Here is a 25,711-nt window from a genome sequence, read left to right as displayed (position 1 = left end):
GGTAAGGTTTCCGATCGTAGGTACGTGAAGCCGCGCGAACAAGCGCTGGCTATCGCATCTGCGATCTTTTTATTAATTGCATGACCGAACCAGACAAGATCGAGCAGCAGTATTACTACGAACGGCCATCAATGAGGCCGACAACTCGTACCTGGATCAAGCATATTCTGCTTCTCGGTGTTACGTTTTGCACGGTAACGATCTCTGGTTCGCTCTTTCCGTTTGGCCCGTATCAGACACTGCCGGAAGCCGATCCACAAAACCTCCAGGAGTTTTTACAGCTGCTTCTGGCACTTCCGGCGAAGTATGCATTTCTGATCAGCGATGCAGTTAATGCCCTGTTCACCGTTCCTGGCCATCTTCAATATGGACTCAGCTTCTCGCTGTCTCTTCTCTTTATTCTGATCAGCCACGAAATGGGCCACTATGTAGCATGCAGGCTATATCGAGTGGACGCGACGCTCCCATTCTTTATTCCAACACCGCCGATGATCGGGCCGGCTGGAACTTTTGGGGCGTTCATCAAGATCCTGTCTCCGATGCCCTCGAGGCGGGCCGTTTTTGATATAGGTGTCGCAGGGCCGATCGCGGGATTCATAGCTCTACTGCCCATTGCGGTACTTGGCATCGCGACAATGGAGCCGGCGCTGCCGGAACAGCTTGCGAATCCAAGCGGACTGGCGTTTTCAGATCCGCTGCTGATGAGGTTATTAGGAGCGGCGTTTGGACAGGATCCGGCATTTGGCGTTGGAAATGCCTTCTATTTCGCCGCGTGGGTGGGCCTGCTTGTCACCGCCCTGAATCTTATTCCGTCCGGGCAACTCGACGGTGGCCACGCGATATATGCGGTCTTCGGGGAAAAGGTACATTACTGGACCGGCCGCATTGCGTTTCCGGTCATGGCAACTTTGTCAGTTTTTGGGCTTTATTTGTATGGCAGTCCGAGCGGTTTTCTTATTGCGATCATTCTCGGGATAATGATGCGTATAAAGCACCCGCGGCCAATTGACGAGACCCCGCTTGACCTAAAACGGAAGCTGGTCGCGTTTCTGACGCTGGTAATCTTTTTTCTTTGCTTCGTCCCGTTCCCGATCCAGATCAATTAGGCTGAAACAGCCTGGGGCAGTAACCCTTTGATCTCCCGCACCATATTTTCTACGTCTTCCTGCCCATCGAGGGCGATCATAAAGAAATCATAGCTTGTCTTAAAGCAGACCATTCCGTTGCCGAAGAACCAGACTCCTTCGAGCAGAGGATTGCCGCCAATGATGTTGCCGAGCGGGAAGCCAGTGACGGCGGCGGGATTAAGGACGTTGCTCATCATGACCGCGCCCGAGGCAAAGGAAAAAGCCCCAAGAAGTGGTGCCCCGACTCGTTTAGCTATGTCTCGCTCAAACTTCACCCGCTCTGTATCTGCATCTGAAAGCTGGCCTTTGGCGATCATATCTTCGCGGCGCTTTAGATATGCGTCGAATTCCTGCGCGACCTTTTTGACCGAGTAGGTAGGAAGAGCAGAGTTCAAAAGCCAATGTGAGCTGATTCCCGTGAACACGACTCCCAGCCCCGCACCGATAGCCATCGAAACGCCCGTGGTGGCCGCACGTAAAGGATCATCCTGAACCCATTCTGTCGCTTTTTTGGCAGATCGCAGAGCCGAATCGAGCGTTGAAGACAAACCCGCCCCAAATCCAACAACCTTAGAGACGCGCTTCGCGTTCGATCCGACCGAGTCGACCGCATCGTCAAAAAGATCACCCGCTCTGCCTGCTGCATCAGCAACGGCTCCGCCGGCCTTGGTTCCCGCATCAGCCGCAACATCACGAAGTGGTTCACTTACATTCCAAGCGGTTTTGGCGGTGTCGGTCGCGGTTCCGACCACATCCTCAGCAACCTTCACAGCCCGTCTTCCGACGTCTGTTTTTTCGGCTTCGGTCTTGATTCGGTCAGCTCCGGTTCGGGCGGTCTCGACGACAACGCGGGCGCCGCCTTCGATCTTATCCTTCAGGCCGAGCTGGGCGTCGATCTCCTCAAATTTCTCGGTCGCTTTTTTCTGCCAGCGTTCAAATCTTTCTTTATAGTCGCTCATAACTTTGTTCCTTTAGATGCAAGATTCCTGCATCAAATACGTTTATGAAAACGTATTTGTTCGTTGAAATAAAGTGCAGGTTCGATGTTCGAGGTCTGCTTTTGGTATCCTAAACCTTCTTATGCCAATCGTGAAGTGCCCGCATTGCGGGCGGGAAACAGAATTTACCGGTAACGAGTTCCGCCCGTTTTGTTCGGAGCGGTGCAAACTGCTTGATTTTGGTGCCTGGGCCGATGAGGAGTTTGCTATACCAAGCGAAACCGAGACCTTATCGGACGAAGATATAGACGCCATTGAAAAAGCGTCCGAAGATCGAAGTATATGAGTATTTTTCTCGACGTCGCACCGATCGCAGGCGGAGTTGGCGTGGTTGCCGCCGTGGTATTTTTCCTGGTACTCCTGGCGGCCGCCTTTATTGCGTTCAAAATGCTGAAAAAGACAGTGAAGATGGCGTTTCGAATGGTGATCGTCGCTGTTATTCTCGCCATTGCGGTAGCCGGGAGCATCGCTCTTTGGGCTTTCAGCGGAAGCGGCGGTTCCGAACGTCCGAAAGCAACACGCCCGCGATAACGATCTTCCTTTATGGCCGAACCGCCTACCGAAACATCTAACGGCCGATGGAAGCGATACCGAGCCCTGCCGCGAAATGTTCTTGCTCTCAGCGCCGTCAGCCTTCTGAATGACACATCAAGCGAGATAATTTATCCACTCCTTCCAGCGTTCCTTGCCCTGAGCCTAGGAGCATCACCATTTGCCATCGGCCTTATCGAGGGGTTTGCAGAATCTATTGCGAGTCTATTAAAACTTGCCTCGGGATATTTCAGCGATCGTTTTGGATCGCGAAAACTTCCCGTCTTTCTCGGCTATTCCCTGGCCGCGGTCATGCGGCCGTTCCTGGCGTTTGTAACAACCTGGCCGCAGGTCCTCGTAGTTAGGATGGCAGATCGCGTCGGGAAGGGAATTCGCGGAGCTCCGCGAGATGCACTGATCGCGGAGAGCGTTCCGACGGGGCAGCGTGGGTTTGCTTTCGGATTCAATCGAGCCGCAGATCATCTTGGAGCTGTTTTTGGACCGATAGCGGGATTTTTATTGCTGCTCATTTTTGCAGCCGACACTAAGAATCCGACGATCAGTGAGTATCAGCAGGTTTTTCTGTTCGCGTCGGTGCCAGTTGTTATCGGCCTCCTCATAATTGCGTTCGTTGTTCGGGAACAGCCAAAGTCAATTGAAGATACGGCCCCGCCGCCAAATCTCTCGCTGAAAGGGTTTGATCCAAATTTCAAACGCTTCCTCGTTGTTATAGCTGTTTTTACATTGTCGAATTCGACTGATGCATTTCTCCTCCTGCGAGCCTCAGATGCGGGAATATCGCCGGTTGTCCTTCCGCTTTTGTGGATGACACTTCATTTCAGCAAGGTTGTCAGCTCACTGGTCGGCGGTGATCTGTCCGATCGGTTCGGCCGCAGGACACTAATTATTGTTGGGTGGATAATCTACGCCGTGGTTTATATCGGGTTTGCTTTTGTGAGCTCGGCATGGCAATGCTGGATTTTGTTTATCATATATGGAACGTACTTCGGTCTGACCGAAGGCGTTGAAAAGGCTTTTGTCGCCGACATGGTTCCGAAAGAAAAGCGCGGTACCGCATACGGACTTTACAACCTTGCTTTCGGGATTACGGTTTTTCCTGCCTCGCTCTTATTCGGCTTGATCTGGAACCACTATGGAGCGTCAACTGCATTTATTTTTAGCTCTTGCGTATCGATTCTCGCAGTTTTTATGTTGATGATGGTCAGATCGGAATCCCGATCCTATGCCTGACCCAGCAAGAGCACGGTTGTATACGCCAAACTTTGTTTAAACTAGAGTATAAAGTTATTGACGTGTGCTTAAGATTAAGAATATAATCAAGACACCTTTGTGCCCTGCTTTAAAGGCTTTTGATAATATCTTAAGACGAGAGAAAGGATTTCTCGCAACAGGTGAGAACTTTATCAATTCATGCCGCCGCCGTGGAGGCCTAACAACGCCTGCGAGCGGAACTGTGATTCTCAGAAAATATCCATCAATACATTTCTGGAGATCGTTACTATAGTTGCCGCAAGGCATCATTATTTAGGGGAGTTTCGAATAATAATCATGAGAAAAATTAACGGGTCGATCATTGCTTTAAATCGTAAAGCATTTCTACTGCTCAGCGTGATGCTGAGCCTTGCGGTATTTGGCATCTTGACGTGGCGCATTAACGCGCAACGGGTCACGAGGGGAGTGAAGTCGGTAACGACGGCTAACAGAGATCTTTCAGGACTGTCACCGGCCAAGCTAGAGCGCTATCTGTTGGATCAGCAGCATGAAGCCCAGATGGGGCCTGTGACTGAATCGGCGGCGCAACCTGACGCACCGGATGCGGTTCAGGCTAACCCTGTGATCTTTGCTTATGATTTCTTTTCGGATAGCCTTATTAGCTTTAATGCGAACACTCCGGATGTTATCTTGTCGAATATTCCGGTTACGGGCCTCGACACCGCCAATAATGAGTTTGTTTCGAGCATCGATTATCGCCCTCTAGGTGGGGTGCTATACGGAACAGCAAGTAAAGGATTCCCGGGAACGGACCGTGTCGTGACGATCAACACTACGACGGGAGCGGTTACCTCGGTGGCGGCAAACACAGTACCTACCACTATAGACAGTTTTACCGGACTAGATTTTAACCCAACGGTTGACCGTATTCGTCAGGTTGGAGATGCCGACAACAATAGACGCCTCAACCCGATCGACGGAACGCTTGCCGGTACCGACACGACGCTTGCGTATGTCGCCGGCGACCCTGGATTTGGAGCAAGCCCAAATATTGTTCATGTGGCTTACACGAATAATACCTCGACGGCCACGACAACGACCTTGTACGGTATTGACTCAGACCGGAACACGCTTGTTCGGATCGGTGGCCCTAACGGCACACCTTCTCCAAACACTGGCCAGGTAACGACTATTGGACCGTTAGGTGTCAATCCGACGGCATTCGGCGGATTTGATATCCAGCAGGGTACCGATCTTGCTTACGCATCTCTTTTTGTTGACAGTACTCCGACTCTTTACAGGATCAACCTTGCAACCGGAGCGGCAACGCTACTTGGTGTGGTCGGTGACGGAACACTTGGAATCGATGGACTAGCGATCCCGTTCAGTGCAACGGGCGGTTCAGCCAATCTTGGTATCACGAAAACAGACGGTGTTGCCTCGGTAGCCCCTGGAGCAACAACAACCTACACGATCGTTGCATCGAATGCGGGCCCAGACCCGGTTGTTGGGGCCACCGTTACTGATACTTTTCCTGCGGGAATCTCCGGAGCTACATGGACATGTGTCGCGGCGGGAGGCGGTTCATGTCCTGCAGCTAATGGAACAGGAAATATTAGTGCTTCGGTGAATCTGCCTTCGGGAGGTTCAGTTACTTTTAGCGTCGTCGCGACGATCGCTGCGAATGCCACCGGTACGGTAGTAAATACGGCAACCGTTGCGGCACCTGCGGGCGTGACGGATCCGACCCCGGGAAATAATTCGGCGACGGATACGAACACGGTAGCGGGAGTTCCAACGCCAACCCCGACACCAACCCCGGCGCCAACTCCGACGCCAACCCCAACCCCGGCACCAACCCCGACGCCGACACCAACGCCGACACCGACACCGACACCGGCTCCGACCGCGACGCCGACGCCGACGCCGACGCCAGCACCTACGGCGACGCCGACACCAACGCCGACGCCGACGCCGACGCCGACAACTTTCGTTGCTTTCAGTTCGGCTACTTACCGTGACGATGAATCGCAGTCCGCGGTTATCACGATCAACCGAACGGGTGTTACAACCGGTACTTCGACGGTAACCTTCAGTACCGTGGCAGGTGGAACTGCGACCGCGGGAGCGACCTGCGTCACCGGTGCCGACTATCAGACGACCAGTCAGGTAGTTACTTTTGCTGCTAATGCGGCATCGGCTACCGTTTCGGTACCGTTGTGCGGAGACCTGCTTGTAGATGTTAATGAGACGGTGAATCTGTCGCTGACCAATGCTAGCAACGGAACGGGCATCATCGCTCCGACAACTGCCGTGCTTACGATAAACGACACGGCTAACCAGTTCCGTAATAATGCGGCGATCTCCATTATCCAGGGCACTGCTGCCGGGCTTTATCCGTCACCGATCAATGTAACGGGTGCAACGACGAATGTCTTTAGAGTACGCGTAACTTTGTATGATCTTTACACGGCGAATCCTGACAACCTTGACGTCCTTCTTGTCAGCCCGACGGGTGCCAAATATGTAGTTGTTGGCGACGTGGGCGGACCGGCGGCTATCACCGAGTCAGGAGCGGTCACACTGACACTCGCGGATTTCCCGGCTGGTGTACTTCCTGACGCAGGCCCGCTTGTTACAGGAGCATTCAAGCCAACTACTTGTGAAACACCGGTTTCTAACTTCCCGGCTCCAGCTCCGGTTGGGCCATATGTTGAACCAGGCTGCGTTGCGACGCGTCCTGCCGGACAGACATTGTACGGCACATTTGCGGGTGCAACAGCCAACGGGGTATGGAACCTTTATGTCCGTGATGACAATGGTGTAGCGCGGCCGCTTACGCCGGAAGTCGTCAATGGCGAAGTAAAAGGCGGTTGGGGAATCGAACTGCTGCCGTCAACGGCGGCAGGCGTCGAGGTCTCGGGCCGTGTTACGACGTCTGACGGCCGCGGTGTAAGAAACGCGACCGTAATAATGACCGATCAGTACGGCATACAGAGGACGGCCGTCACGGGTTCATTCGGTTTCTACCGCTTTGAGGACGTTGAAGTTGGTTCCTCGCTTGTAATGAGTATTAAATCCCGCCGTTACTCCTTTGGTACAAGGGTGATACAGGTATTCGATACTCTGTCAGACCTCGATTTTGTTGCTCAGGAATAACTTTCTTGGGTATTAAAATTGAACACTAATAAATGGGGCGGCTTTAGGGCTGCCCCATTTTTCTTGCAAATTAGTTTGGATCGTCGAAAGGTAATCTTGACAGTGGCGAGGATTTTTTTATACTAACAGGCATGCTCTCTGCAAAATTCAGGCTTCGCGGTAATCAGCGCCTTTCTGATGTTGTTCTTGATTCGCTGGGTGACCTTGAGCGTCGGGTGATGATCGAGGTGCGCCGGCTAGGTGAATCGAATGTGACGTCCGTCAATCATGCTATGCATGACGCTTATGCGTATACGACTGTAATGACGACACTCGACCGTCTCTACAAAAAAGGCCTCCTTGACCGCCGTAAAGATGGACGTGCTTTCTTATACACAGCTAAACATACCGTTGAAGAATTAGAACGCGGAATGGCGGAGGACATAATCGGCCGTCTTTTTGAGACAAGTGCGGGTAAAGTTGAGCCTGTACTTGCCTGTATAGTCGACTCTGTCAGCGAACGGGACATGCTCCTTCTAGATGAGCTTGAGCGGCTCGTAAAGGAAAAAAGGATGGAACTCGGTAAGGAGGAATAGGGGAGTGTACTTCCTGCTCGGCATCTCTCTCACGCTTGCGTTCCTGTTAATAGTTAACATGGGGGCGGCGGTTCTTGCCTCTGCGATCTGGAGCCTATTTTCCGGCCTGATAAAAGGCGTTTCTGCCAGTACCCGTGCACATATTATTTTCGGATTACGAGTCGGGCCCATAGCGGGAGCGCTTGTCTTTGTTCTCGCATTCGTAGTTCCGGCCTACCTTCTTCATGAGCCTGAGAATTCCGGAGAGGTCGTTAGTGGGAAACTGGCATTAATGGCGATCGCATCCGCTATAGCCTTCATTCTTGCTGCTCTTCGTGTTCTCCGGACATGGCATGTAACCAGACAAGTTGCCTCAAGCTGGCAGGATGGTGCATTGCGAATCGAGATCGACGGTATCGATGTTCCGGTATTCAAGATAGTCCATCCGTTTCCGGTCATGGCAGTCATTGGTATTTTGCGGCCTCGCATGTTTGTTGCCACACAGGTTTTGGAAACGTTAGAGCCCAACGAGCTAAACGCGGCCCTCGCTCATGAAAAAGCGCACTTGAGATCACATGACAACCTTAAGCGTACGATCTTGCAGATCTGCAGGGATCTCGTAATTGTTCCGTTTGGAAAGAACCTTGATCGTGCCTGGGCAGAAAATGTGGAATCGGCCGCGGATGAATGCGCCGCGTACAGCAAACCACACGTTGCCCTTGACCTTGCATCGGCTTTGGTTAAGCTTGCAAGAATTGCACCGCACCGGCGTACTCGAATTACTTTTGCCGGCTCGTACCTCTTTGACGCTCATTGTGTGGATGTAACCGAGCGGGTTCATCGATTAGTAAAATTTGCTGATGAAAGTGGAAAGCCGATGAAGAAAAGGCTCTTTTCTACTTCGTGGCTTTGGCCGGCGGCATTGACCGGTTTGCTATTACTTCATTTAGCTGACCAGCGACTGCTTCTTACAACGCACGAGGCGATCGAGCATTTTGTCTGGATGATCCAATAGCGGCATTGCCGGGGAAGCTCAGCAACCTGTTCTTACCGGCATTTCATCTCATCATCGGGGAGTCCGCTATGAATAAACAAACGCCTCGGACATTTCTGATCGTAACAATTTTAGCGGTCACTTTAGCGGTGTGCGGAAATGGTCGCTCCTCCGTCCGGGTAGATGCCCCTACGAGCGTTGCTACTCCGACACCAACTCCTGAAATAAAGACCATGAGCGAGAACCGATCGAAGACTGCAGCCGGAACCGGGCCCGTTTCGGGTCAAGCGGCTTCGTCCGGAGTATCGGTGCCGGTTCGGGAGATTCCACCGGCGACACTAAAGGCAAAGCAGCCCCCTCACGAGATAAATCCCCAAAATACCATTCCGATCAAGAAGGTAAAAAGGCCGATCCAGGCCGGTTCACTTCCCGAGAAAAGCGCCTCGAAACAGAAGCCTTCTGGTCGCCCGACCACAAAAAAGAAATCGCGGCAGGTTTGGCTTAAGCAATAGCAAGCCTTGACCGCAAACCTATCGAAATACCCGTAAAACCAGATCTTTCTGCCAGGCCTTTTTAAAATACTATAATCAATCTTGACATTTCCCGGATGCTGAATTAGTTTTAATCAACTATTTCGAACGACAATTTACGATTCTTTTTGAGGCTTTCTGCAATTTCTCGTTGTATTTCTGAGTACGGCGGCTGATAGTAGCCCCCGGAATATCGGCGAAGCGATCGGGATTTGTCGGATCGGTATTAATTCGATGTCGCGGCGAAATAGACCAGCGGCGTTTTAGCATCAATGGGTTGTTCTGCAAAGCACTATACCCGGCAACTAATTTAAAGGAGATCGGTAATGAGGAAACAATTGTCCGGCGGTGGGTTTCGAGTCCTTCTGTCTTTATTCGTATTGTGTTTAGCAGTAGGTGTTTTTCTGCGATATTCAGAGAAAGCTTCTTCCCAAAAAGCGGATACTAACGATGTGGTACAGAGCGGGCAGGCACCTGTTGCCAGCCAGGCTGTTGCTTTTGGTATTTCGCAGGCAGTCCGCGATCTGCCCGAAATGGCCGATCCAAACTGGGAGCTTGATCCTGAACGGGCGGCAAGAGCGGCGGCTCGACGGGCAAAGCAGGAAGATAAGATCAAGAATCCGTTCAACGCGAAGACGATCAAGAATATTGTGCCGGGAGCCGGAGTTGCGGGAAGTAACTATGCATTCCGAGATGAAGCCCTGCCGGATGCTCCTGCTCAGCCGAGCGTTTTACCGACGCCGGGAGTGAGCTTCGAGGGCTTGAGCAGCCAGGATAACCAGACGACTTTTGGGACGACCTTCGCCCCGCCGGACACTGTCGGCGACGTTGGCCCTAATCATTATGTGCAGATGACGAACACCCTTGTTCGTATATTTAATAAGAACGGCACACCTGCCTCAGCTCCATTCCTTCTAAGCAGTATTACCAATGTCGTGGGCGGCCCGTGCGTCAACATGGACGACGGCGATCCGATCGTCAACTATGATCCACTCGCTAATCGCTGGATACTTTCTCAGTTTTGCCCTGGACCGGTTCCTGGACACCAGATGTTTGCCGTTTCTACGACGCCAGATCCAACAGGTTCTTATTACGTCTATGATTTCGTCAATCCCAGCGGGTCATTCTTTGATTATCCGCACGTAGGTGTCTGGCCGGATGCTTATTACATGACGGTGAACCAGTTTAACCAGGCTGGAACCGCTTTCCTTGGTGCCGGAGCGTTTGCCTATGACCGCGTTAAGATGCTCCAGGGTGACCCGACTGCGTCGTATGTCTATTTCGATCAGTTTGGCTCGATCTGTCCCACTTGCGGTGGCCAGCTTCCAACCGACCTGGATGGAACTATTACACCGCCAGCGGGAATGGGCAACCTTATAATGGAATATACCGCTGACGAATTCGGCGATGCGGCCGACGGCTTGCGTATATTCGAGTTCAAACCTAACTTTACTACGCCGGCATCATCAACCTTTACCCAGGTTACTCCCGATCTCGGCTTCGCCGCATTTGATGCTCGCCAGCCAACGGGGCGAACGGATGTTGAACAACCGGGTACAGCAACAAATCTCGATTCGATCGCTGACCGCCTGATGTTCCGGGTTGCATACCGCAACCTTGGTACGGTTGCCAGCCCGGTGAATTCATGGGTCATGAACTTCACTGTAAACGTGGGTGGAGCAACACCGGCGTCGGCAGCGACCTACCAGGCAGGCATTCGCTGGGCCGAAATTCGCCGGGCAGGAGCAAATGGAGCCTTTAGCGTTGCTAATCAGGGAACCCAGGCGACGAACCCGGCCACTCCGGCAGGTGGAACAAACTCCTGGATGGGCAGCGTTGCTCAGGATAAGGATGGAAACATCCTGCTAGGCTACAGCACGTCAGGTTCGGCGGTCGCTACCGATTTCCCGAGCCTTAAGTACGCAGGGCGCCAGGCATCCGATCCGGCAAACACATTCCAGGCACAGGTTGATGGATTCCTCGGAACCGGATTTCAGGCAGGTGCTGGAAGCAGATGGGGCGATTATAGTGCGATGAGCGTTGACCCGACGGACGAATGTTCGTTCTGGTACACGCAGGAATATCGCTCAGCTGCCAACAATGGCAATGCATTCCTTTGGAACACCCGTGTTCTTGGCAACATCAAATTCCCGACGTGTACGGCACCGTCTCGCGGTACTGTTAGTGGTACGATCACGAGCTGCGCCAGCGGGTTACCGCTCGCAAATGCTGTTGTCACATTGGCGGGAGGCTTCCTTGCAACGACCAATGCAAGCGGTCAATACACGATTATTAACGTCCCGCCCGGAACCACGAGTGCTTCTGCAACAAAATCGGGTGGATTCAGCGTAGCCAGCAACAACAGCGTAGTTGTGGCGGGCGGTGCGACGACAAACGTAAACCTTTGTCTAGCTGGAGTTCCGGTCCTGGCGCCAGGAACCGTGACTATCGTTTCTGAAAGCTGCCTTCCAGCTAACGGAGCTGTAGATCCGGGTGAGACTGTTACAGTTTCGCTGCCGGTTCTAAATACAGGCGGAGCTAACACCGTTAACGACGTTGGAACGCTCGCAGCTTCAGGTGGTGTTTTGACCCCGAGTGCGGCACAAAACTACGGCGTTGTCACGTCTGGTGGGGCTGCTGTCTCAAGGAACTATACTTTTACCGCGAGTCCGTCCCTTTCATGCGGTACGAATATTACTGCAACTGTCGCCCATCAGGATGGAGCATCCAGTCTTGGAAATGTCGTCTACACAATACCGACCGGAGCTGTATCGTCAGCATTGTCACAGAATTTTGATTCTGTGACCGTCCCGGCGTTGCCGGCTGATTGGGTTGCGACCAATGTGACTGGAGCAGGCGCTCTCTGGGTGACCGCGACGGGGTCAAATCACACGGCTCCCAATGTCGCATTTGTCGATGATCCGGCATCCGTTACTGACAAGGTTCTCGATACACCTTCATTAACCGCAGCTGCAGGTTCGCAGCTTTCGTTCCGCCATGCGTGGACGCTTGAAAGTGGATTTGATGGCGGTGTACTTGAGATCTCGATCAACGGTGGTGCTTTTGCAGATATCCTAGCGGCGGGCGGCAGCTTTGTGGCAGGCGGCTATACAGGGCCGATAAGTGCCTCTTTCGCTAGCCCGATCGCCGGAAGGCAGGCATGGACTGGAACACAAGCGGCGTTTGTTACGACAACCGTTAATCTTCCAGCCGCGGCCGCCGGACAGCCCATCCGACTTCGTTTCCGTATGGCGTCCGATTCCAGTGTCTCCGGAACCGGATGGCGAGTCGATACCGTTACAGTTAGCTCGAGATCGTGTTGCGGCGCTGTTGCTCCAACACCGACACCAACGGTTGTACCGACCCCGACGCCAACGCCGGCGCCAACGCCGACCCCTGGAGCATGTACCTTCTCGAATGGCGGATTGCTTCCGCGAGCCACCTCCGAAAGTGGTGTCGCAGCTCCGGCAGGTTTCTTCTTCAGCGAACTCCAGCACAATACCGGAGTAACTACGGAAGGTAACGGCAGCGCTGGGTTCACATCAACGCAGGGAACCTTCCGTCTGGCGGATAACTTTACGATCGCACAGCCATGTACGATCTCCACGATAGCGGTTTACGGATATCTGACGGGCTCGGCAGCTACTCCATCGCCATTTACCGCAGGAACTCTGCAAATATGGAATGGAAGGCCGGGAGATGCCGGTGCGACGGTTGTCTTTGGTGACACGACGACCAATCGACTTGCATCATCCGTCGATACAACGTACTTCAGGTTATTCAATTCGGTAGTTCCGGCACCGGGTTCCGCTCCTGGAACGACTCGAAAGATCTGGCGTAATACGTTGAACGTAAACGCTGTCCTTCCAGCCGGTACTTACTGGATCGACTGGGCAACTACGGTCACAGGTGCGGCAGCGCACTTTGCACCGGCGAAAACGATCGCCGGAGCCCGTGGAGCGGCAGGCGACAACGCACGTCAGCAGACGGTTTCGACAGGACTTTGGACCGATGTGGCAGATACGGGCGCTCCGGCAGCGGCAGCTGATATTGTTCAGGATCTGCCGTTCGACGTCGTAGGAACGTCAGGCGGCGTGGTTCCAACGCCAACGCCAACGCCGGTTGCGACACCAACGCCGGTTCCAACTCCTACTCCGACACCGGGTGCAGGAACCACTGTAAGTTACACAGGACCGTCAGTAACGATTCCGGACAATCTGCCGGCGGGTGTAAACATACCTGTCGCAGTAGGAACGGCATGTACGATAACGGATCTGAACTTCCGATTTGATGGAACTCAGAGTGCAACGGTCGGTGATACTGGAGTGGGAGTAACTCACTCGTGGGTTGGCGATCTTGTCTTCAAACTGACGTCACCTACCGGAACTGCCGTTACCTTCTACGATCGTCCGGGAGTGCCGGCATCGGCGGCGGGCTGTAATAACAATAACCTTGCCCAGCTCATCCTGGATGATGATGGCGGATTCCCATCGATCGAGGCCCAGTGTAATGCAGCTGGCTCGGCGGCAGCTTTCCCGACTGGATCGTTCAGTCCGAATAACCCGCTGTCCGCTTTTGACGGCCAGAGTGCGGTAGGAACATGGACGTTGAACGTCAACGATAATGCGGCAGCCGACACTGGTACGGTCAACCGCTTCTCGCTGGTCTTCACGTGTGCCGGTGGTGGACCAACACCAACACCGACGCCAGCACCAACGGCGACGCCGACACCAACACCGGTGCCGACGACATTTGTTGCGTTCAGCTCGACTACCTACAAGGAAGACGAGTCGCAGTCAGCAACCGTCACGGTCAACCGAACGGGTGTGACGACGGGCGTAACGAACGCCACGGTCACGCTGACCTCGGGTGGACGTGCAGTTGGCGGGGCAACCTGTGCAACGGGTGTTGACTATCAGAACACGGCACAGGCGGTCAGCTTTGCAGCGGGTGAGACGAGCAAGACGGTTACTATACCGCTGTGCGGCGACATCAGTGCGGACACGGACGAGACGGTCAATCTGACACTCACTAATCTGAGTGCCCTGACGGGAGCTTCGAACAGTGCGGTACTGACGATCAACGACACGGCGAACCAGTTCAAGAACCCGGCGGCGATCTCGATCATTCAGGGCACGGCCGCAGGGCTGTATCCGTCGCCGATCGTGGTTTCGGGAGCAACGACGAATGCGTTCCGTATCAGAGTGACGCTGTATGACTTCTACTCGACGAAGCCGGATAATCTGGACGTGCTGCTGGTTGGCCCGAACGGAGCGAAATATGCTCTGGTCGGCGATGTCGGCGGACCTGTCGCGATCACGGAAACCGGAGCGGTCACACTGACGCTGGCCGACTACCCGAACGCAGTGCTGCCTGACTCAGGTCCGCTGGCAACGGGTATCTTCAAGCCGACGACGTGCGAGACGCCTGTCTCGAACTTCCCGGCACCGGCACCAGCTGGGCCGTATGTCGAACCGGGATGCGTGGTTGCGAGAACGAATGCACAGACATTGTTCGGCAACTTCGGCGGATCGACGGCGAACGGCACGTGGAACCTCTACATCCGCGATGACAACGGCGTCGCAAGGCCGGACGCACCTGAGGTCGTCAATGGTGAGGTCAAGGGCGGCTGGGGAATCGAACTGCTGCCATCAACGGCCGCAGGAGTCGAGGTCTCAGGCCGTGTCCTGACGCCGGACGGCCGCGGATTGAGAAACGCCACGGTCACGATCATCGACTCGATGGGCAACCGCAGAACCGCTACAACCGGTTCGTTCGGTTACTATCAGTTCGCTGATGTCGAAGCTGGCGGAACATATACCGTCGGAGTTTCGGCAAGAAGATATAGATTCACTTCACGAATCTTGCAAGTTCAGGACACTTTGACCGACGTTGATTTCGTCGGGCAGGAGTGAGTCTGATTGATTGACTAACCCCCCTTTGGCGGCCTTCGGGCCGCCTTTTTTTGTCTGCGCGATCGCTGCTGCTGCTTGGCGAGCCCAAGGAGTGAATTAATTTGCTTCGATACCAAAATAATTGCTGTAATTAGGTTAGAAAAATGCTAATAAATAGGTGTATGCTATTAGGTTAGACGTTGTAGGCGACGGTGTCCTATTTTCTGTCCCAGATCGAGAATTTGGGTAATGATTATCACTCCGTTTTTCACGATCTCTGAGCATACTTTTAGTTAGGGTTTTTATTCAAAATGGCATTTAAGTCTTTATTTAGTTTATTTTCCAGCGATCTCGCGATCGATCTTGGAACCGCGAACACGCTAGTCTACGCAAAGGGCCGGGGAATCGTCGTTTCGGAGCCGTCAATTGTCGCTATCAACAAAGTTACGAACCAGGTCGAGGCGGTCGGCCGCGATGCGAAAGAAATGCTTGGCCGTACGCCGGGCAACATCGTTGCGATCCGTCCAATGAAGGATGGTGTCATCGCTAATTTCGAAGTGACGGAAAAGATGCTTCAGCATTTTATCCGCAAGGCTCATAACGGAAAATCGTGGGTTCGCCCGCGTGTTGTTATCGGCATTCCGTCGGAGATCACACAGGTCGAGCGACGTGCGGTCGAGGATTCAGCTTACCGTGCTAAAGCTTCTGAGGTCTATCTCGTCGAGGAAGCGATGGCTGCCGCGATCGGTGCCGGACTTCCGATCACAGAGCCGCACGGCAACATGGTCGTTGATATCGGCGGCGGAACGACTGACATTGCCGTAATATCGCTCTCAGGCATCGTTTACTCGCGTGCTGTGCGTGTGGCAGGCAACGAGATGGATGAAGCCATAACGCAGTACATTAAACGCAAATACAACCTCCTCATCGGCGAACGCACAGCCGAGGCGATCAAGATCGCCCTGGGCAGCGCATTCCCGCTCGAAGAACCTCTCTCGATGGACGTCCGTGGACGTAACCTGATCGAGGGTATCCCCAAGACCATCACGATGACCGACGAAGAGATCCGCGAAGCCCTTTCGGATGCGATCTCGACGATCATCAATGCCGTCCGCGTTGCTCTTGAACGCACACCGCCCGAGCTTTCCGCCGACATTGTTGAACGCGGCATCGTGCTCACGGGCGGTGGAGCACTTCTCAAAAATCTCGACAAACGTCTGATGATCGAAACCGGTTTGCCGGTCGTCATCGCCGACGATCCTCTTTCGTCGGTCGTACTCGGAACGGGCAAAATGCTCTCCGATTTCGAACTCCTCAAACGCGTTAAATGGGATAATTCATTAATGACAGGCAGTTAAATTGTGGTCAGTGGTCGGTGGTCGGTGGTCAGAGATATCTGATACTGACCACTGACCACTGACTACTGACCACTCAGATGGCAGAGCGTAGTCAAAAGGAAGTTTGGCGGTTGACCCCGTGGTTGATGGTCGCGCTTCTTTTGGTGAATTTTATTCTGATGGCATTCGATGCCCGCGATAAATCGACTGGGCAGAGAGTCGTACGCGCATGGACGCTCACAGCAGCCGACTTTGTCCAGTCGCCGGTCACCACCGTGACTACATCGATTGCAAACTACTTCTACTCCATATCTAATCTTCGCTCGGCCCAAAGTGAGAATGATCTTTTGAAACAGCGAGTCCAGGAACTCGAGGTCGAGTTAAAGCAGAAGGAAGAACTCGCTTCAGAAAATTCCAGGTTCCGTGAAATGCTCGACCTGCGTGAACAGAGCAAATACAAAGTCCTGACTGCCCGGATCATTGGTCGTGACCCATCCGTCTGGTTTGACGCGACGACTGTTAACCGCGGCAGCCTTGATGGCGTCACTTTATACATGCCGGTCGTCACCAACGGTGGACTGGTTGGTCGTGTGACGGCTGTGAGTCCCCTTACGTCGCAAGTAGATCTGTTAACGCGTTCGACGTCGGGCGTCGGTGCTATAGTGGGCCAGATTGGCGAATCGAACGCCCTCGGTGTGGTTAGTGGCACCAGCAAGAAAGACCTGCTTGAAATGAAATACGTATCAGGCAGCATCGACGTAAAACTAGGGCAATCGGTTTTTACGACTGGGCAGGATGATATTTTCCCAGCCGGACTAAAGATAGGTGAGATCGTGAATGTAGTAAGCGGTTCCGCGACAACGCCGCACGTTATCGAGATACGCCCGGCGGCAAGGCTTGATTCGATGCAGGAAGTCGGCATCCTGTTGTATAAACCGGCTGAAAAACCTGTATTTGAGCAGAAACTGCCAAATGCAGTAAAACCAAAATAGTTGAGAGTGAAGAGTCGAGAGTTTTAGAGGTTCCAGCCGACTATTGCACTCCACTCACAACTCTCGACTTTCGACTCTTTTATGGAAGGCGTAAGGCTAACAATTGCATTAATTATCGCGGTTGTCCTGCAATGGACGCTGCGCAGTGTTTTTGAGCCACTAGCCTACATTGATTTTCCTTTGATCATCGTCGTTTATGCAGCCTTGCAGCGAAATTCGATCCGGGCGATCATTTTTGGCACGCTTTCCGGTGTAGCGGTTGATGCTTTGAGCGGTGGTCTGCTGGGCGCCAGTGGATTCTCGAAAACGCTTGTGGCATATATGGTTTTCGAGATGGCGAGACGTGTCTATTTGGACAACCTTCTGCTTCGGATCCCCGTCATAGCTGGCGCGTGTTTGGTAAACGATCTGTTGTTTTTTGGAGTACATCGGCTGTTCAGCCAAGCTCCTCCGAGCGACGTTTTGGTGACGGTCGCTTATCGTGTGATCGGCACGACGATCGCCGGAACGCTAGTTTATCTTTTGCTCCAAACAATGTCGGGCGATAAAGTCAGGCGGCGAAAGAACGATATGTTCAAACCACGGCGCCAGACCAGGCGGCGTAACCCCATCAGGCTTAACAAATAACGCGGAGATCAATTTTTATGAAGATCGGCGATCAGGTGCAGAATCTAGGTGTCAGGGTTGTTACCATCCAGGCCATAGCATTCGTTTTGCTCGGCCTGCTTGGTGCTCGTTTGTATTACCTGCAGATCGTTCGCGGCGAGTATTTTAGCGAGCGGGCCGAGAATCAGCGCGTTCGGTTCATTCCTATTCCTGCTCCGCGCGGGGCAATTCTGGATCGAAATGGAAAATTACTCGTTGATTCGCGTCCAACCTACAACGTAGTGCTTTCGAACGAGCCCCTGAAAAAGATCAACGTGGCGGACCGGGTCGAGGAATATTCGAGAGGCCTTAACCTCGAACATCAATTCGTTGTCGAGCGACTTAATCTGATAAAAACCCAAAATGAATTCGAAACGATGGTTCTCAAAGAGAACGTCGACATGAAGGACATCTCCTGGGTCGAGTCGCACGCGCTTGAGTTTCCCGAACTCCGAGTTGAGTTACAGCCGCAGCGATATTATCCGCTGGGAACGACGCTCGCACACGTACTTGGATACGTTGGCGAGATCAGCCCGAATCAGCTTAAGGAGCCAGAGTTTCAAGAGAAAGGTTTTCGTCCCGGCGATATCGTCGGCAAAGGCGGGCTTGAACAGTATTACGACGAGTATTTGCGCGGACGCCCGGGCTATCGAAAGGTGCTTGTCGACAGCAAAGGGCGGGTTCAAAGCGAACTTGACGTCGTAAAACCGCAGGCCGGTCAGGACATGGTCACGACCATTGATCTTGATGTTCAGCTCAGAGCCGAGAAACAACTCGCCGATTCTGTAACAAAACGCGGGACGATCGCGGCAATGGATCCGAACAACGGCGAAATGCTAGCGATGGCGTCGGCACCGTCGTTCGATCCGAATATTTTTGTTCGCGGCAGCGCGACGCCCGAGGGCCGCCGTGCTATTGCGGCGTATTGGCAGGAAAAGTCACGTCCGCTCTTTAACCGGGCGATCCAGGGCCGTTATCCCCCGGGGTCTACGTGGAAAATTCCGGAATCACTGGCAGGACTGCAGCAGGGAGCCATAACGGTTGAGCATTCTAATTTGGTTTGCGGCGGCGGGATAAAGATAGGTTCTAAATTTACGCGCTGCATGGGCAGCCACGGATCGCCGCCGCTCAGCTACGCGATAACGAAATCATGCGACGGCTACTATTACCGACTAGCCCTTAAGATGAAGATCGAAGGTGTGATCCAGATGGTCGAGACGTTTGGTTATGACAAGCCTTCTGGCATTGATCTGCCTAACGAAAAGGTTTCGCAGACCCCAAAATCATGGATGCCGTGGGTCGTAAAGAACGAGGGTGGTTGGAGCGATATCAGAACGGTGTATTCAGGAATCGGCCAGGATACGGTCGTTGTGACGCCGATATCGATGCTACGCACAGTCGCCAGCATCGGAATGCGCGGAAAGATGTACACGCCGCATTTCTTAAAGTCATTTCAGCCGATCGCCGCCGTTGGTACGGAGGGCGAGAGTGATTATTTTGCGCCGCGTGCTGCTTTCGGGTTCCAGCATCCGGAGCCAAGGATCATCGAAGCGACGCCGGCCCAATGGGATATGGTCATCAAGGGGATGTGGGGCGTAGTCAATGGCGGCGGTACTGCCGGTGCGATCCGTATTCCTGATTTTGAGATCGCCGGCAAAACAGGAACGGCTCAGGTTGCCGAGTTGGGCAAAGACGTCGGCGACAAAAAGGACCACGCATGGTTCGTTAGCTTCGCTCCTGCGTACAAGCCTGAGATCGCGGTGATCGCCCTGATCGAGAATGTCGGTTTCGGCGGCAGCCACGCGGCACCGGCCGTAAAAGGTGTTTACGAATCCTACAGGATCGCCCGCGGACAGGTCACCGCCCCAAAAGAGACCCCAAAGGAAACGGTGGCGAAGAATTAGTTTTTCCGGCAAATGGTAGCGATAATCGAAAAACGCGATCTAAGGGATTTTGACTGGCTGACGACGTTGCTGGCATTAGCTATTGCTGCGTTTGGTGTCTGGCAGATACATAATGCGACACCGACCGAATCCATCTGGACCAAGCAGATATTCGGGATCGTCATCGCGTTTGTCGCGTTTCTAATTGTCGCGTTTACCGATTATCGGCGACTGATCGATTCGGCTCCGGTTTTTTATGTCATTGCTTTGGTGATGCTGCTGCTTGTCTTGACCCCGCTTGGTGTTCAGGTCAATGGCCAGAAAGCATGGGTCAGGCTGCCCCTTGTTGGCCAGTTTCAACCGTCGGAATTCGCCAAAATACCGACAGTCCTAATGCTCGCTAAGTATTTTGGAGCCCGGAAGGGAGGAACTCTGCAGCTGAGAGAGATGCTTCTCGGCGGAGCTATCTTTGCGGGACCGATCCTGTTGATCCTACTCGAGCCTGATGCGGGACAGGCGATAACTTATTTTCCAATACTGGCCGCTATGTTTTTCCTTTCCGGGATCAAGGCCAGATATGTGGTGCTTGCTGTTGTTGCCGCTGCCATCTTTGTTCCGTCCGCCTACATTATCGGTGTCAAATCCGGCAAGATCAAGACATATCAGCAGGAGCGTATAAACGCGATCATCGATCCCGACAGCGTTGACCCGCGGGGATATGGATATCATACGATCCAATCAACTATCACGGTCGGGAAGGGCGGACTGGCCGGAAATCAGGGCGATACGGAAACCTCGCAGAGCGTTCTGAAATTTTTGCCCGAGCCGCAAACGGACTTTATTTTCGCAGTGACTGCCGAGAATACGGGTTTCATCGGCTGTATTTCACTGTTGCTCGCATATGCTCTCTTGTTATCGGGAATGATCTCGGGCGCCCGAGATGCGTCGGATCGCGCCGGAATGCTTGTGATAATGTCGATCGTCTGCGGAATGGCGTTTCAAATATTTATGAATGTGGGCATGGCTCTCGGGATTTTGCCGGTTATCGGCGTTCCGCTGCCGCTGATGAGCGCGGGGCTTTCAGCCATTTTGTCGACGTTTGTAGCGATCGGGTTTGTGGTTAGTGTAAAATTGCGACGGTTTGTTAATTAGGATCGAAAGCCCTGAGCGTTATTCTGGCTTTCGGTGGGAGGTTGTGAAAAGTGGCGGTAGATAGTAAGAAATTCAAAACTACTGAGGCGATCTCGAACGGTTCCAAAAAAAGGAGCTGGCTTTCGAGTTTTACGTTTGTGCTGACGGCGTTGATCTTAGCGTTGTCAGCCGGGGCGTTGACTGGCGTACTTGCTTCATATTACTTGAATAACTCGCGTTATTCGGTCGAGGTTTCGGCTCTGGCCACTTATCGGCCGCCGCAGGTTACGACGATCTATGCTGATGACGGCGAGACGATCCTGGCCGAATTCGCTATCGAAAAGCGCATTCCCCTTAAGATCCAGGACGTTCCGGATCGCGTTACCGACGCTCTGCTCGCAATTGAGGATTATCGATATCGCGACCACATCGGGATCGACCCGTATCGAATTGCCGGTGTTATTTTCAAAAATATCACTACCGGCAAGACCGAAGGTGCGTCGACTATTACGCAACAGCTCGCCAAAAACCTCTTTCTTTATAAAGATCAGACTTATTCCAGAAAGGTCAACGAATGGGCCGTCGCCCTTCAGATCGAACGTCTTTATACGAAGGACCAGATCCTTGAGATGTACATGAATTACGTCTTTTTGGGAGCTGGAGCTTATGGTTTCGAGGCAGGATCAAGAACGTATTTTGGAAAATCGGTCAAGGATCTGAGCCTGGAGGAAGCGGCACTGCTTGCGGCAATTCCTAAGTCGCCCGAATATTCGCCGACCCGAAATCTCGAAAAGGCCCGGACCCGCCGCGACATCGTACTTGACCAGATGGCCAAGTATTTTCCTGAGAAATACTCTCAGTCCGAGGTCGATGCGGCAAAGGCAAAACCGATCGTCCTGGCGGGAACTGCCTACTATCAGTCACAGCCAAAATCAACCGCCTGGGATTACCCGGTCGAGGAGATCCGCAAGTATCTCGAAGAAAAATACACGACCCGCGTTGCTCAGGGCGGCCTGAAGGTCTATTCGACAATTAATGTTGCCGCTCAGAAGATAGCAACTCAGGCAATTCGTCAGCGGCTGCGTGAATATGACCGCCCGCGTTCGTGGCGTTCGGACTACAAGAATTTGCTGGTCGATGAGAACGATCAGCCGATGACGGACGAAAAAGAGATCAACAAGACCCTCGAATCGTTCAAGCATCCGGACTGGTACGGCGACGACTATAAGGAAGGCGAGTACATTAAAGGCCTCGTTATGAAGGCAAATCCCGGCGCTGATGAGGTTGCCGTCAGATTTGGAAAATATAAGGCTGTAGTGCGTGCCGGTAATATGGGACGAAGCGGGAAGCGGCCGAAGGACGAATTGAAGCCAGGATTTCTGGCGGAATTCCAGATCAAGTCGGTAAACAAGGAAAATCAGACGCTCGAAGTCGAGCTCTCACAGGTGCCTGAGGTCCAGGCGTCGATCGTCTCGATCAATGCGCACACGGGTGAGATCGTCTGTATGGTCGGCGGTTACGATTTCCAGACGAACAAATTTAACAACGCGACACAGGGGCTGCGGCAGACGGGCTCGGCTTATAAGCCATTTATTTACACCGCCGCGGTCGAGGACGGAATGACTCCGGACATGATCGTTAGCGGAGCACCGATCAAACGAGGAGGCTGGACGCCGCACAACTACGACGGCAGCCTGAGCCACGGGAATGTACCGATGAAGATCGCTCTTGCGAAATCATATAATATCGCGGCGGTTCATCTGCTTGAGCAGGTTGGGATCCAGGCCGGTGGGCAGATGGTGCGCCGCTTTGGTATCACTAATCCGATGGCCCCGAGCTTGCCTTCGGCCCTTGGAGCTTCTGAGGCTTCGCTGCTTGAAATGACGGCAGCCTATTCTTCATTCCCGAATAAAGGTATCAGAATGACCCCGCACCTGATCCGCAAGGTTTATAACCGCGACGGCAGCTTGCTGGAAGAATACGATGGAGCAAGCTCAAAGGTCACGAGCGAGTATGTCGCACTAACCATGGTTCAGATGATGCGCGGCGTGACAGCGGGCGGCGGAACTGCAGCTGCTGCGAGTGCCGGCGGCCATCCGATCGCCGGAAAGACCGGAACAGTAAACGATCACACGGACGTTTGGTTCATCGGTTACACGCCCACTTACACGACCGGCGTCTGGATGGGAAATCCACTGCGGAAAGAAAATCTCGGCAACAGTATGACTGGCGGACACGGAGCTGTGCCCTATTTTAACGCCTTCATGATCCCCTTCATGAAGGACAAGCCGCGCGAGGCTTTCCCCGGCCCGCCGCCGATGCCGGCTGACGTCAAGCGGGAAATGGAACTGAGAAAACGCGAGGAGCTCGAGAAACTGGAGGAGGCAGACGTTGCGGGCCGTAAGACGGGTATCGTCTTCACTCCCGGCACCAAGCTTCCAACGACAGATCCGCTCCCGGGTGACAAGACTGCTGATCCGGATCTGCCCTCGACGATAACCAAGCCGGTCGATACGACGCCGGACAAACCGCCGGTGGTCAGGCCGATCGTGCCGACATCGACGCCGCGGTCCGATCCGACGCCTGAAAAACCCGTCGGCCCAAAGCCGAAAGGGAAGAAGGGCGATGGGTAGGGATCACGTCGATCTATCGTACGAATTGATCACGAAAAGGCTGTCTGAAAAGGCAGCCTTTTTTGTTCTCGGAAGTGGTATTTTTGTGTTTTTTTACTTTTCGCCTATCTTTACCAAAAATTGCCCCATTAAAAGTGTGAATCGTTTCACACTCCTACAAAAATGAAGGGTAGAGTCTCGATAAATACTGGGTTTTCGTGAATTGAAGGCCCGCCGCCGGGCGAAAATGCGACGTTTCTTTGGTAGAGGTGAAACGGGCTTATTTTGGCCCTTTTGGGCTGATTGGTAGAGGTATTTGGGAGATTGGTCAAAGGTGTTTTTGGGGAGCAGAGAGCCGTGAGGTCCGACTCTCTGCGTCCAACAAAAATTCCTGAATTACTTCAAAAACTCACCCAAATAATATGGCAGCATTTTGCGCCACCAGACCCAGTCGTGGTTGACGTCGTGGCCCCAGACGTCGAGGCGGTGAGGGATGCCTTTTGAGTGGAGAAGGCCTGAGAATTCGCGGCTGCGGTCGGGTGCCTCGAACGAACCCTGGCCGGTTACGATCACGATCGAATCTGCGGCTCGCAATCGTGGCAGATGGTAATCGTCGTTCAGGTGGCGCAGGTACATATCGGGGTTATTGAAATAGACGTTGTCGTCATAGTAGCCCTGATCGAGGTAATTGTAGATGTCATAGCTGCCGCTCATCGCGATCGTGCCGCGGATGTTATCGGAATGCTTGAAATACGTGTTCGCCGCGAGCAGGGCACCGAGCGAGGCACCGGTGGTGAGCGGTTTTGCATCCTGGCCGCATTCGTTGCGGATCAGGGGCAGAACTTCCTGCATGATGTAGTTGTCGTAGCGGGTCAGCATCTCGACCTTCCAGCCGGGATGGGATTCGCGGTTGAGCAGGCTGTATTTGTTGACCGAATTGATCGAATAGGCGCGTATCAGTCCCGCCTCGATAAAATCCTTGATGGCATCGATCAAGTAGAACCGCTCGTATTCTAAATAATCCGCCGCCGCCGTCGGGAACATGAGCAGCGGATAACCCGCGTGTCCGTAGGCTACCAGCGGCATGTCCATGCCCAAATTTCCGCTAAACCATGATGTTGTTTCTCGTCGCATTTAAACAGTATTCTCCAGTTTCTAGTAAGTGATGTTAATTTCCCGCGTCGTCGTGTTGTATCCGCCGTTGTCGACGAGATTGCCGTCCTTGTCGGTCAGTTCGAGCTTGATGGTGTGTTTCCCGGCGTTCCACCGCGATATCCAGATCGGTTCCCATTTATCGATGAACTGCGGGGCCGCTTCATCGACCGTGTAGCGAACGCGAAATTCACCGCCGTCGCCGACGAGTTTCGCATTGAGCAGCCAGAAATCGATCATGATCTCGCCGGCATCGGCTCCCTTGTATTCGCCTTTCGGGCGGCTGTAGGTGAGCAGCGGTTTTTTCGGATCGACATCGCCCGCGGTGCTTTCCTTCATCTCTTTTGCTTCGGGTGTCGGTTTAGCGGTATTTGCGTTCGACATTTGCTCACCGCTGTTCGTCGTTGCCGGCTTTTCGGTCTCGGCACCGCCATTTTTGACGCTGAATTTCACCATCTGAAAAGCACCGTCGTTCTTATACGACTCATGCCATGGCCGCGAAGGGAACACACGAAGCGTATGATCACCATCCGCCACGTTCTTAAGTTCAAATTCCTGATCGAGATTGTAATAGGCTTCGTACGGCTGATTGTCGAGGATGACGTGGATGTGATTGCCGGTATGCGTTTCCTCATTCATCGACGGCTTGTAGCCTTTGAGGTCGCCCGAGATGGCAAGCTTGACCTTCACAGTTGAACTCGCGACGGTCGCATTAGCTGCGGGCTCGACGATCTTGAGCGTCGGAGCGGCTTTATCCTGTTCGCCGCGGGCCTTGCTCATGTCAGCGAGTCGCTGCGGGCGTTCGACGACGACGAGGACCTGTTCGCCGGGTTTTGCTGTGTTGGAATTGCCGCTTGTCGCGGTATTAGAAGCTCCGCCTCCACAAGCTGAAAAAATTGCTGTAACTGTAATAATTGCGAATAAATTAAAGTATTTCAT

The 25,711-nt window shown here is 53.3% G+C and carries 18 protein-coding genes; 15 read left to right on the top strand and 3 right to left on the bottom strand.

The features are described from left to right. Positions 1 to 80: 80 nt before the first annotated feature. Positions 81 to 1,106 (top strand): site-2 protease family protein, encoded by a 1,026-nt coding sequence (locus tag IPG22_05020; GenBank protein ID MBK6587663.1) that lies wholly within the window; start codon positions 81 to 83, stop codon positions 1,104 to 1,106. Here the strand turns inward: IPG22_05020 and IPG22_05015 are convergent. Further along, on the bottom strand, positions 1,103 to 2,086 hold the full coding sequence (locus tag IPG22_05015) for a hypothetical protein (protein MBK6587662.1): 984 nt from the start codon (positions 2,084 to 2,086) through the stop codon (positions 1,103 to 1,105). The genes IPG22_05020 and IPG22_05015 overlap by 4 nt on opposite strands. A 121-nt stretch (positions 2,087 to 2,207) precedes the next feature. Between IPG22_05015 and IPG22_05010 the strand changes: the two genes are divergently transcribed. From IPG22_05010 to IPG22_04945, 14 genes are all read left to right on the top strand, one after another. After that, the gene (locus IPG22_05010) at positions 2,208 to 2,411 is read left to right on the top strand and encodes a DNA gyrase inhibitor YacG (GenBank protein MBK6587661.1); all 204 of its coding nucleotides are present in this window, start codon (positions 2,208 to 2,210) and stop codon (positions 2,409 to 2,411) included. Next, positions 2,408 to 2,656, top strand: a complete 249-nt coding sequence (locus tag IPG22_05005) for a hypothetical protein (protein MBK6587660.1) — start codon at positions 2,408 to 2,410, stop codon at positions 2,654 to 2,656. Before IPG22_05010 ends, IPG22_05005 begins: the two co-directional genes overlap by 4 nt. 12 nt (positions 2,657 to 2,668) lie before the next feature. Next, entirely contained in the window at positions 2,669 to 3,907 is a 1,239-nt protein-coding gene (locus IPG22_05000; GenBank protein ID MBK6587659.1) for an MFS transporter, read from the top strand. Between the two features lie 318 nt (positions 3,908 to 4,225). Continuing rightward, positions 4,226 to 7,048, top strand: a complete 2,823-nt coding sequence (locus IPG22_04995) for a DUF4394 domain-containing protein (GenBank protein ID MBK6587658.1) — start codon at positions 4,226 to 4,228, stop codon at positions 7,046 to 7,048. A gap of 131 nt (positions 7,049 to 7,179) precedes the next feature. Further along, positions 7,180 to 7,623 (top strand): BlaI/MecI/CopY family transcriptional regulator, encoded by a 444-nt coding sequence (locus IPG22_04990; GenBank protein MBK6587657.1) that lies wholly within the window; start codon positions 7,180 to 7,182, stop codon positions 7,621 to 7,623. A gap of 4 nt (positions 7,624 to 7,627) precedes the next feature. Beyond that, positions 7,628 to 8,617 (top strand): M48 family metalloprotease, encoded by a 990-nt coding sequence (locus IPG22_04985; GenBank protein ID MBK6587656.1) that lies wholly within the window; start codon positions 7,628 to 7,630, stop codon positions 8,615 to 8,617. Positions 8,618 to 8,685: 68 nt separating this feature from the next. Continuing rightward, positions 8,686 to 9,108 carry a hypothetical protein gene (locus IPG22_04980; protein ID MBK6587655.1) on the top strand — a complete coding sequence of 141 codons (423 nt, stop codon included), beginning with the start codon at positions 8,686 to 8,688 and terminating at the stop codon, positions 9,106 to 9,108. Between the two features lie 344 nt (positions 9,109 to 9,452). Continuing rightward, positions 9,453 to 15,041 carry a carboxypeptidase regulatory-like domain-containing protein gene (locus IPG22_04975; protein ID MBK6587654.1) on the top strand — a complete coding sequence of 1,863 codons (5,589 nt, stop codon included), beginning with the start codon at positions 9,453 to 9,455 and terminating at the stop codon, positions 15,039 to 15,041. Between the two features lie 290 nt (positions 15,042 to 15,331). Further along, positions 15,332 to 16,378 carry a rod shape-determining protein gene (locus IPG22_04970; GenBank protein MBK6587653.1) on the top strand — a complete coding sequence of 349 codons (1,047 nt, stop codon included), beginning with the start codon at positions 15,332 to 15,334 and terminating at the stop codon, positions 16,376 to 16,378. A 77-nt stretch (positions 16,379 to 16,455) separates the two neighbouring features. Beyond that, positions 16,456 to 17,349, top strand: a complete 894-nt coding sequence (mreC, locus tag IPG22_04965; protein ID MBK6587652.1) for a rod shape-determining protein MreC — start codon at positions 16,456 to 16,458, stop codon at positions 17,347 to 17,349. Between the two features lie 81 nt (positions 17,350 to 17,430). Further along, a complete protein-coding gene (gene mreD, locus IPG22_04960) occupies positions 17,431 to 17,976 on the top strand; it encodes a rod shape-determining protein MreD (protein MBK6587651.1) in 546 nt (181 codons plus the stop codon). A gap of 17 nt (positions 17,977 to 17,993) precedes the next feature. Then, a complete protein-coding gene (gene mrdA, locus IPG22_04955; protein ID MBK6587650.1) occupies positions 17,994 to 19,898 on the top strand; it encodes a penicillin-binding protein 2 in 1,905 nt (634 codons plus the stop codon). 12 nt (positions 19,899 to 19,910) lie between these two features. Beyond that, positions 19,911 to 21,029: a rod shape-determining protein RodA gene (locus tag IPG22_04950; protein ID MBK6587649.1), complete on the top strand. Its 1,119-nt coding sequence runs from the start codon at positions 19,911 to 19,913 to the stop codon at positions 21,027 to 21,029. Between the two features lie 50 nt (positions 21,030 to 21,079). Beyond that, positions 21,080 to 23,641 (top strand): PBP1A family penicillin-binding protein, encoded by a 2,562-nt coding sequence (locus IPG22_04945; protein MBK6587648.1) that lies wholly within the window; start codon positions 21,080 to 21,082, stop codon positions 23,639 to 23,641. A gap of 375 nt (positions 23,642 to 24,016) precedes the next feature. Here IPG22_04945 and IPG22_04940 read toward each other — a convergent pair whose 3' ends face one another. Then, positions 24,017 to 24,706 carry an esterase gene (locus tag IPG22_04940; protein ID MBK6587647.1) on the bottom strand — a complete coding sequence of 230 codons (690 nt, stop codon included), beginning with the start codon at positions 24,704 to 24,706 and terminating at the stop codon, positions 24,017 to 24,019. Between the two features lie 69 nt (positions 24,707 to 24,775). Then, positions 24,776 to 25,711 (bottom strand): hypothetical protein, encoded by a 936-nt coding sequence (locus tag IPG22_04935; GenBank protein MBK6587646.1) that lies wholly within the window; start codon positions 25,709 to 25,711, stop codon positions 24,776 to 24,778.

It is taken from the genome of Acidobacteriota bacterium (assembly GCA_016703965.1).
In the GTDB taxonomy this organism is placed as follows: domain Bacteria; phylum Acidobacteriota; class Blastocatellia; order Pyrinomonadales; family Pyrinomonadaceae; genus OLB17.
The sequence above is the reverse complement of the archived record's forward strand: the minus strand, read 5'-3'. Positions and strand labels throughout refer to the sequence as shown.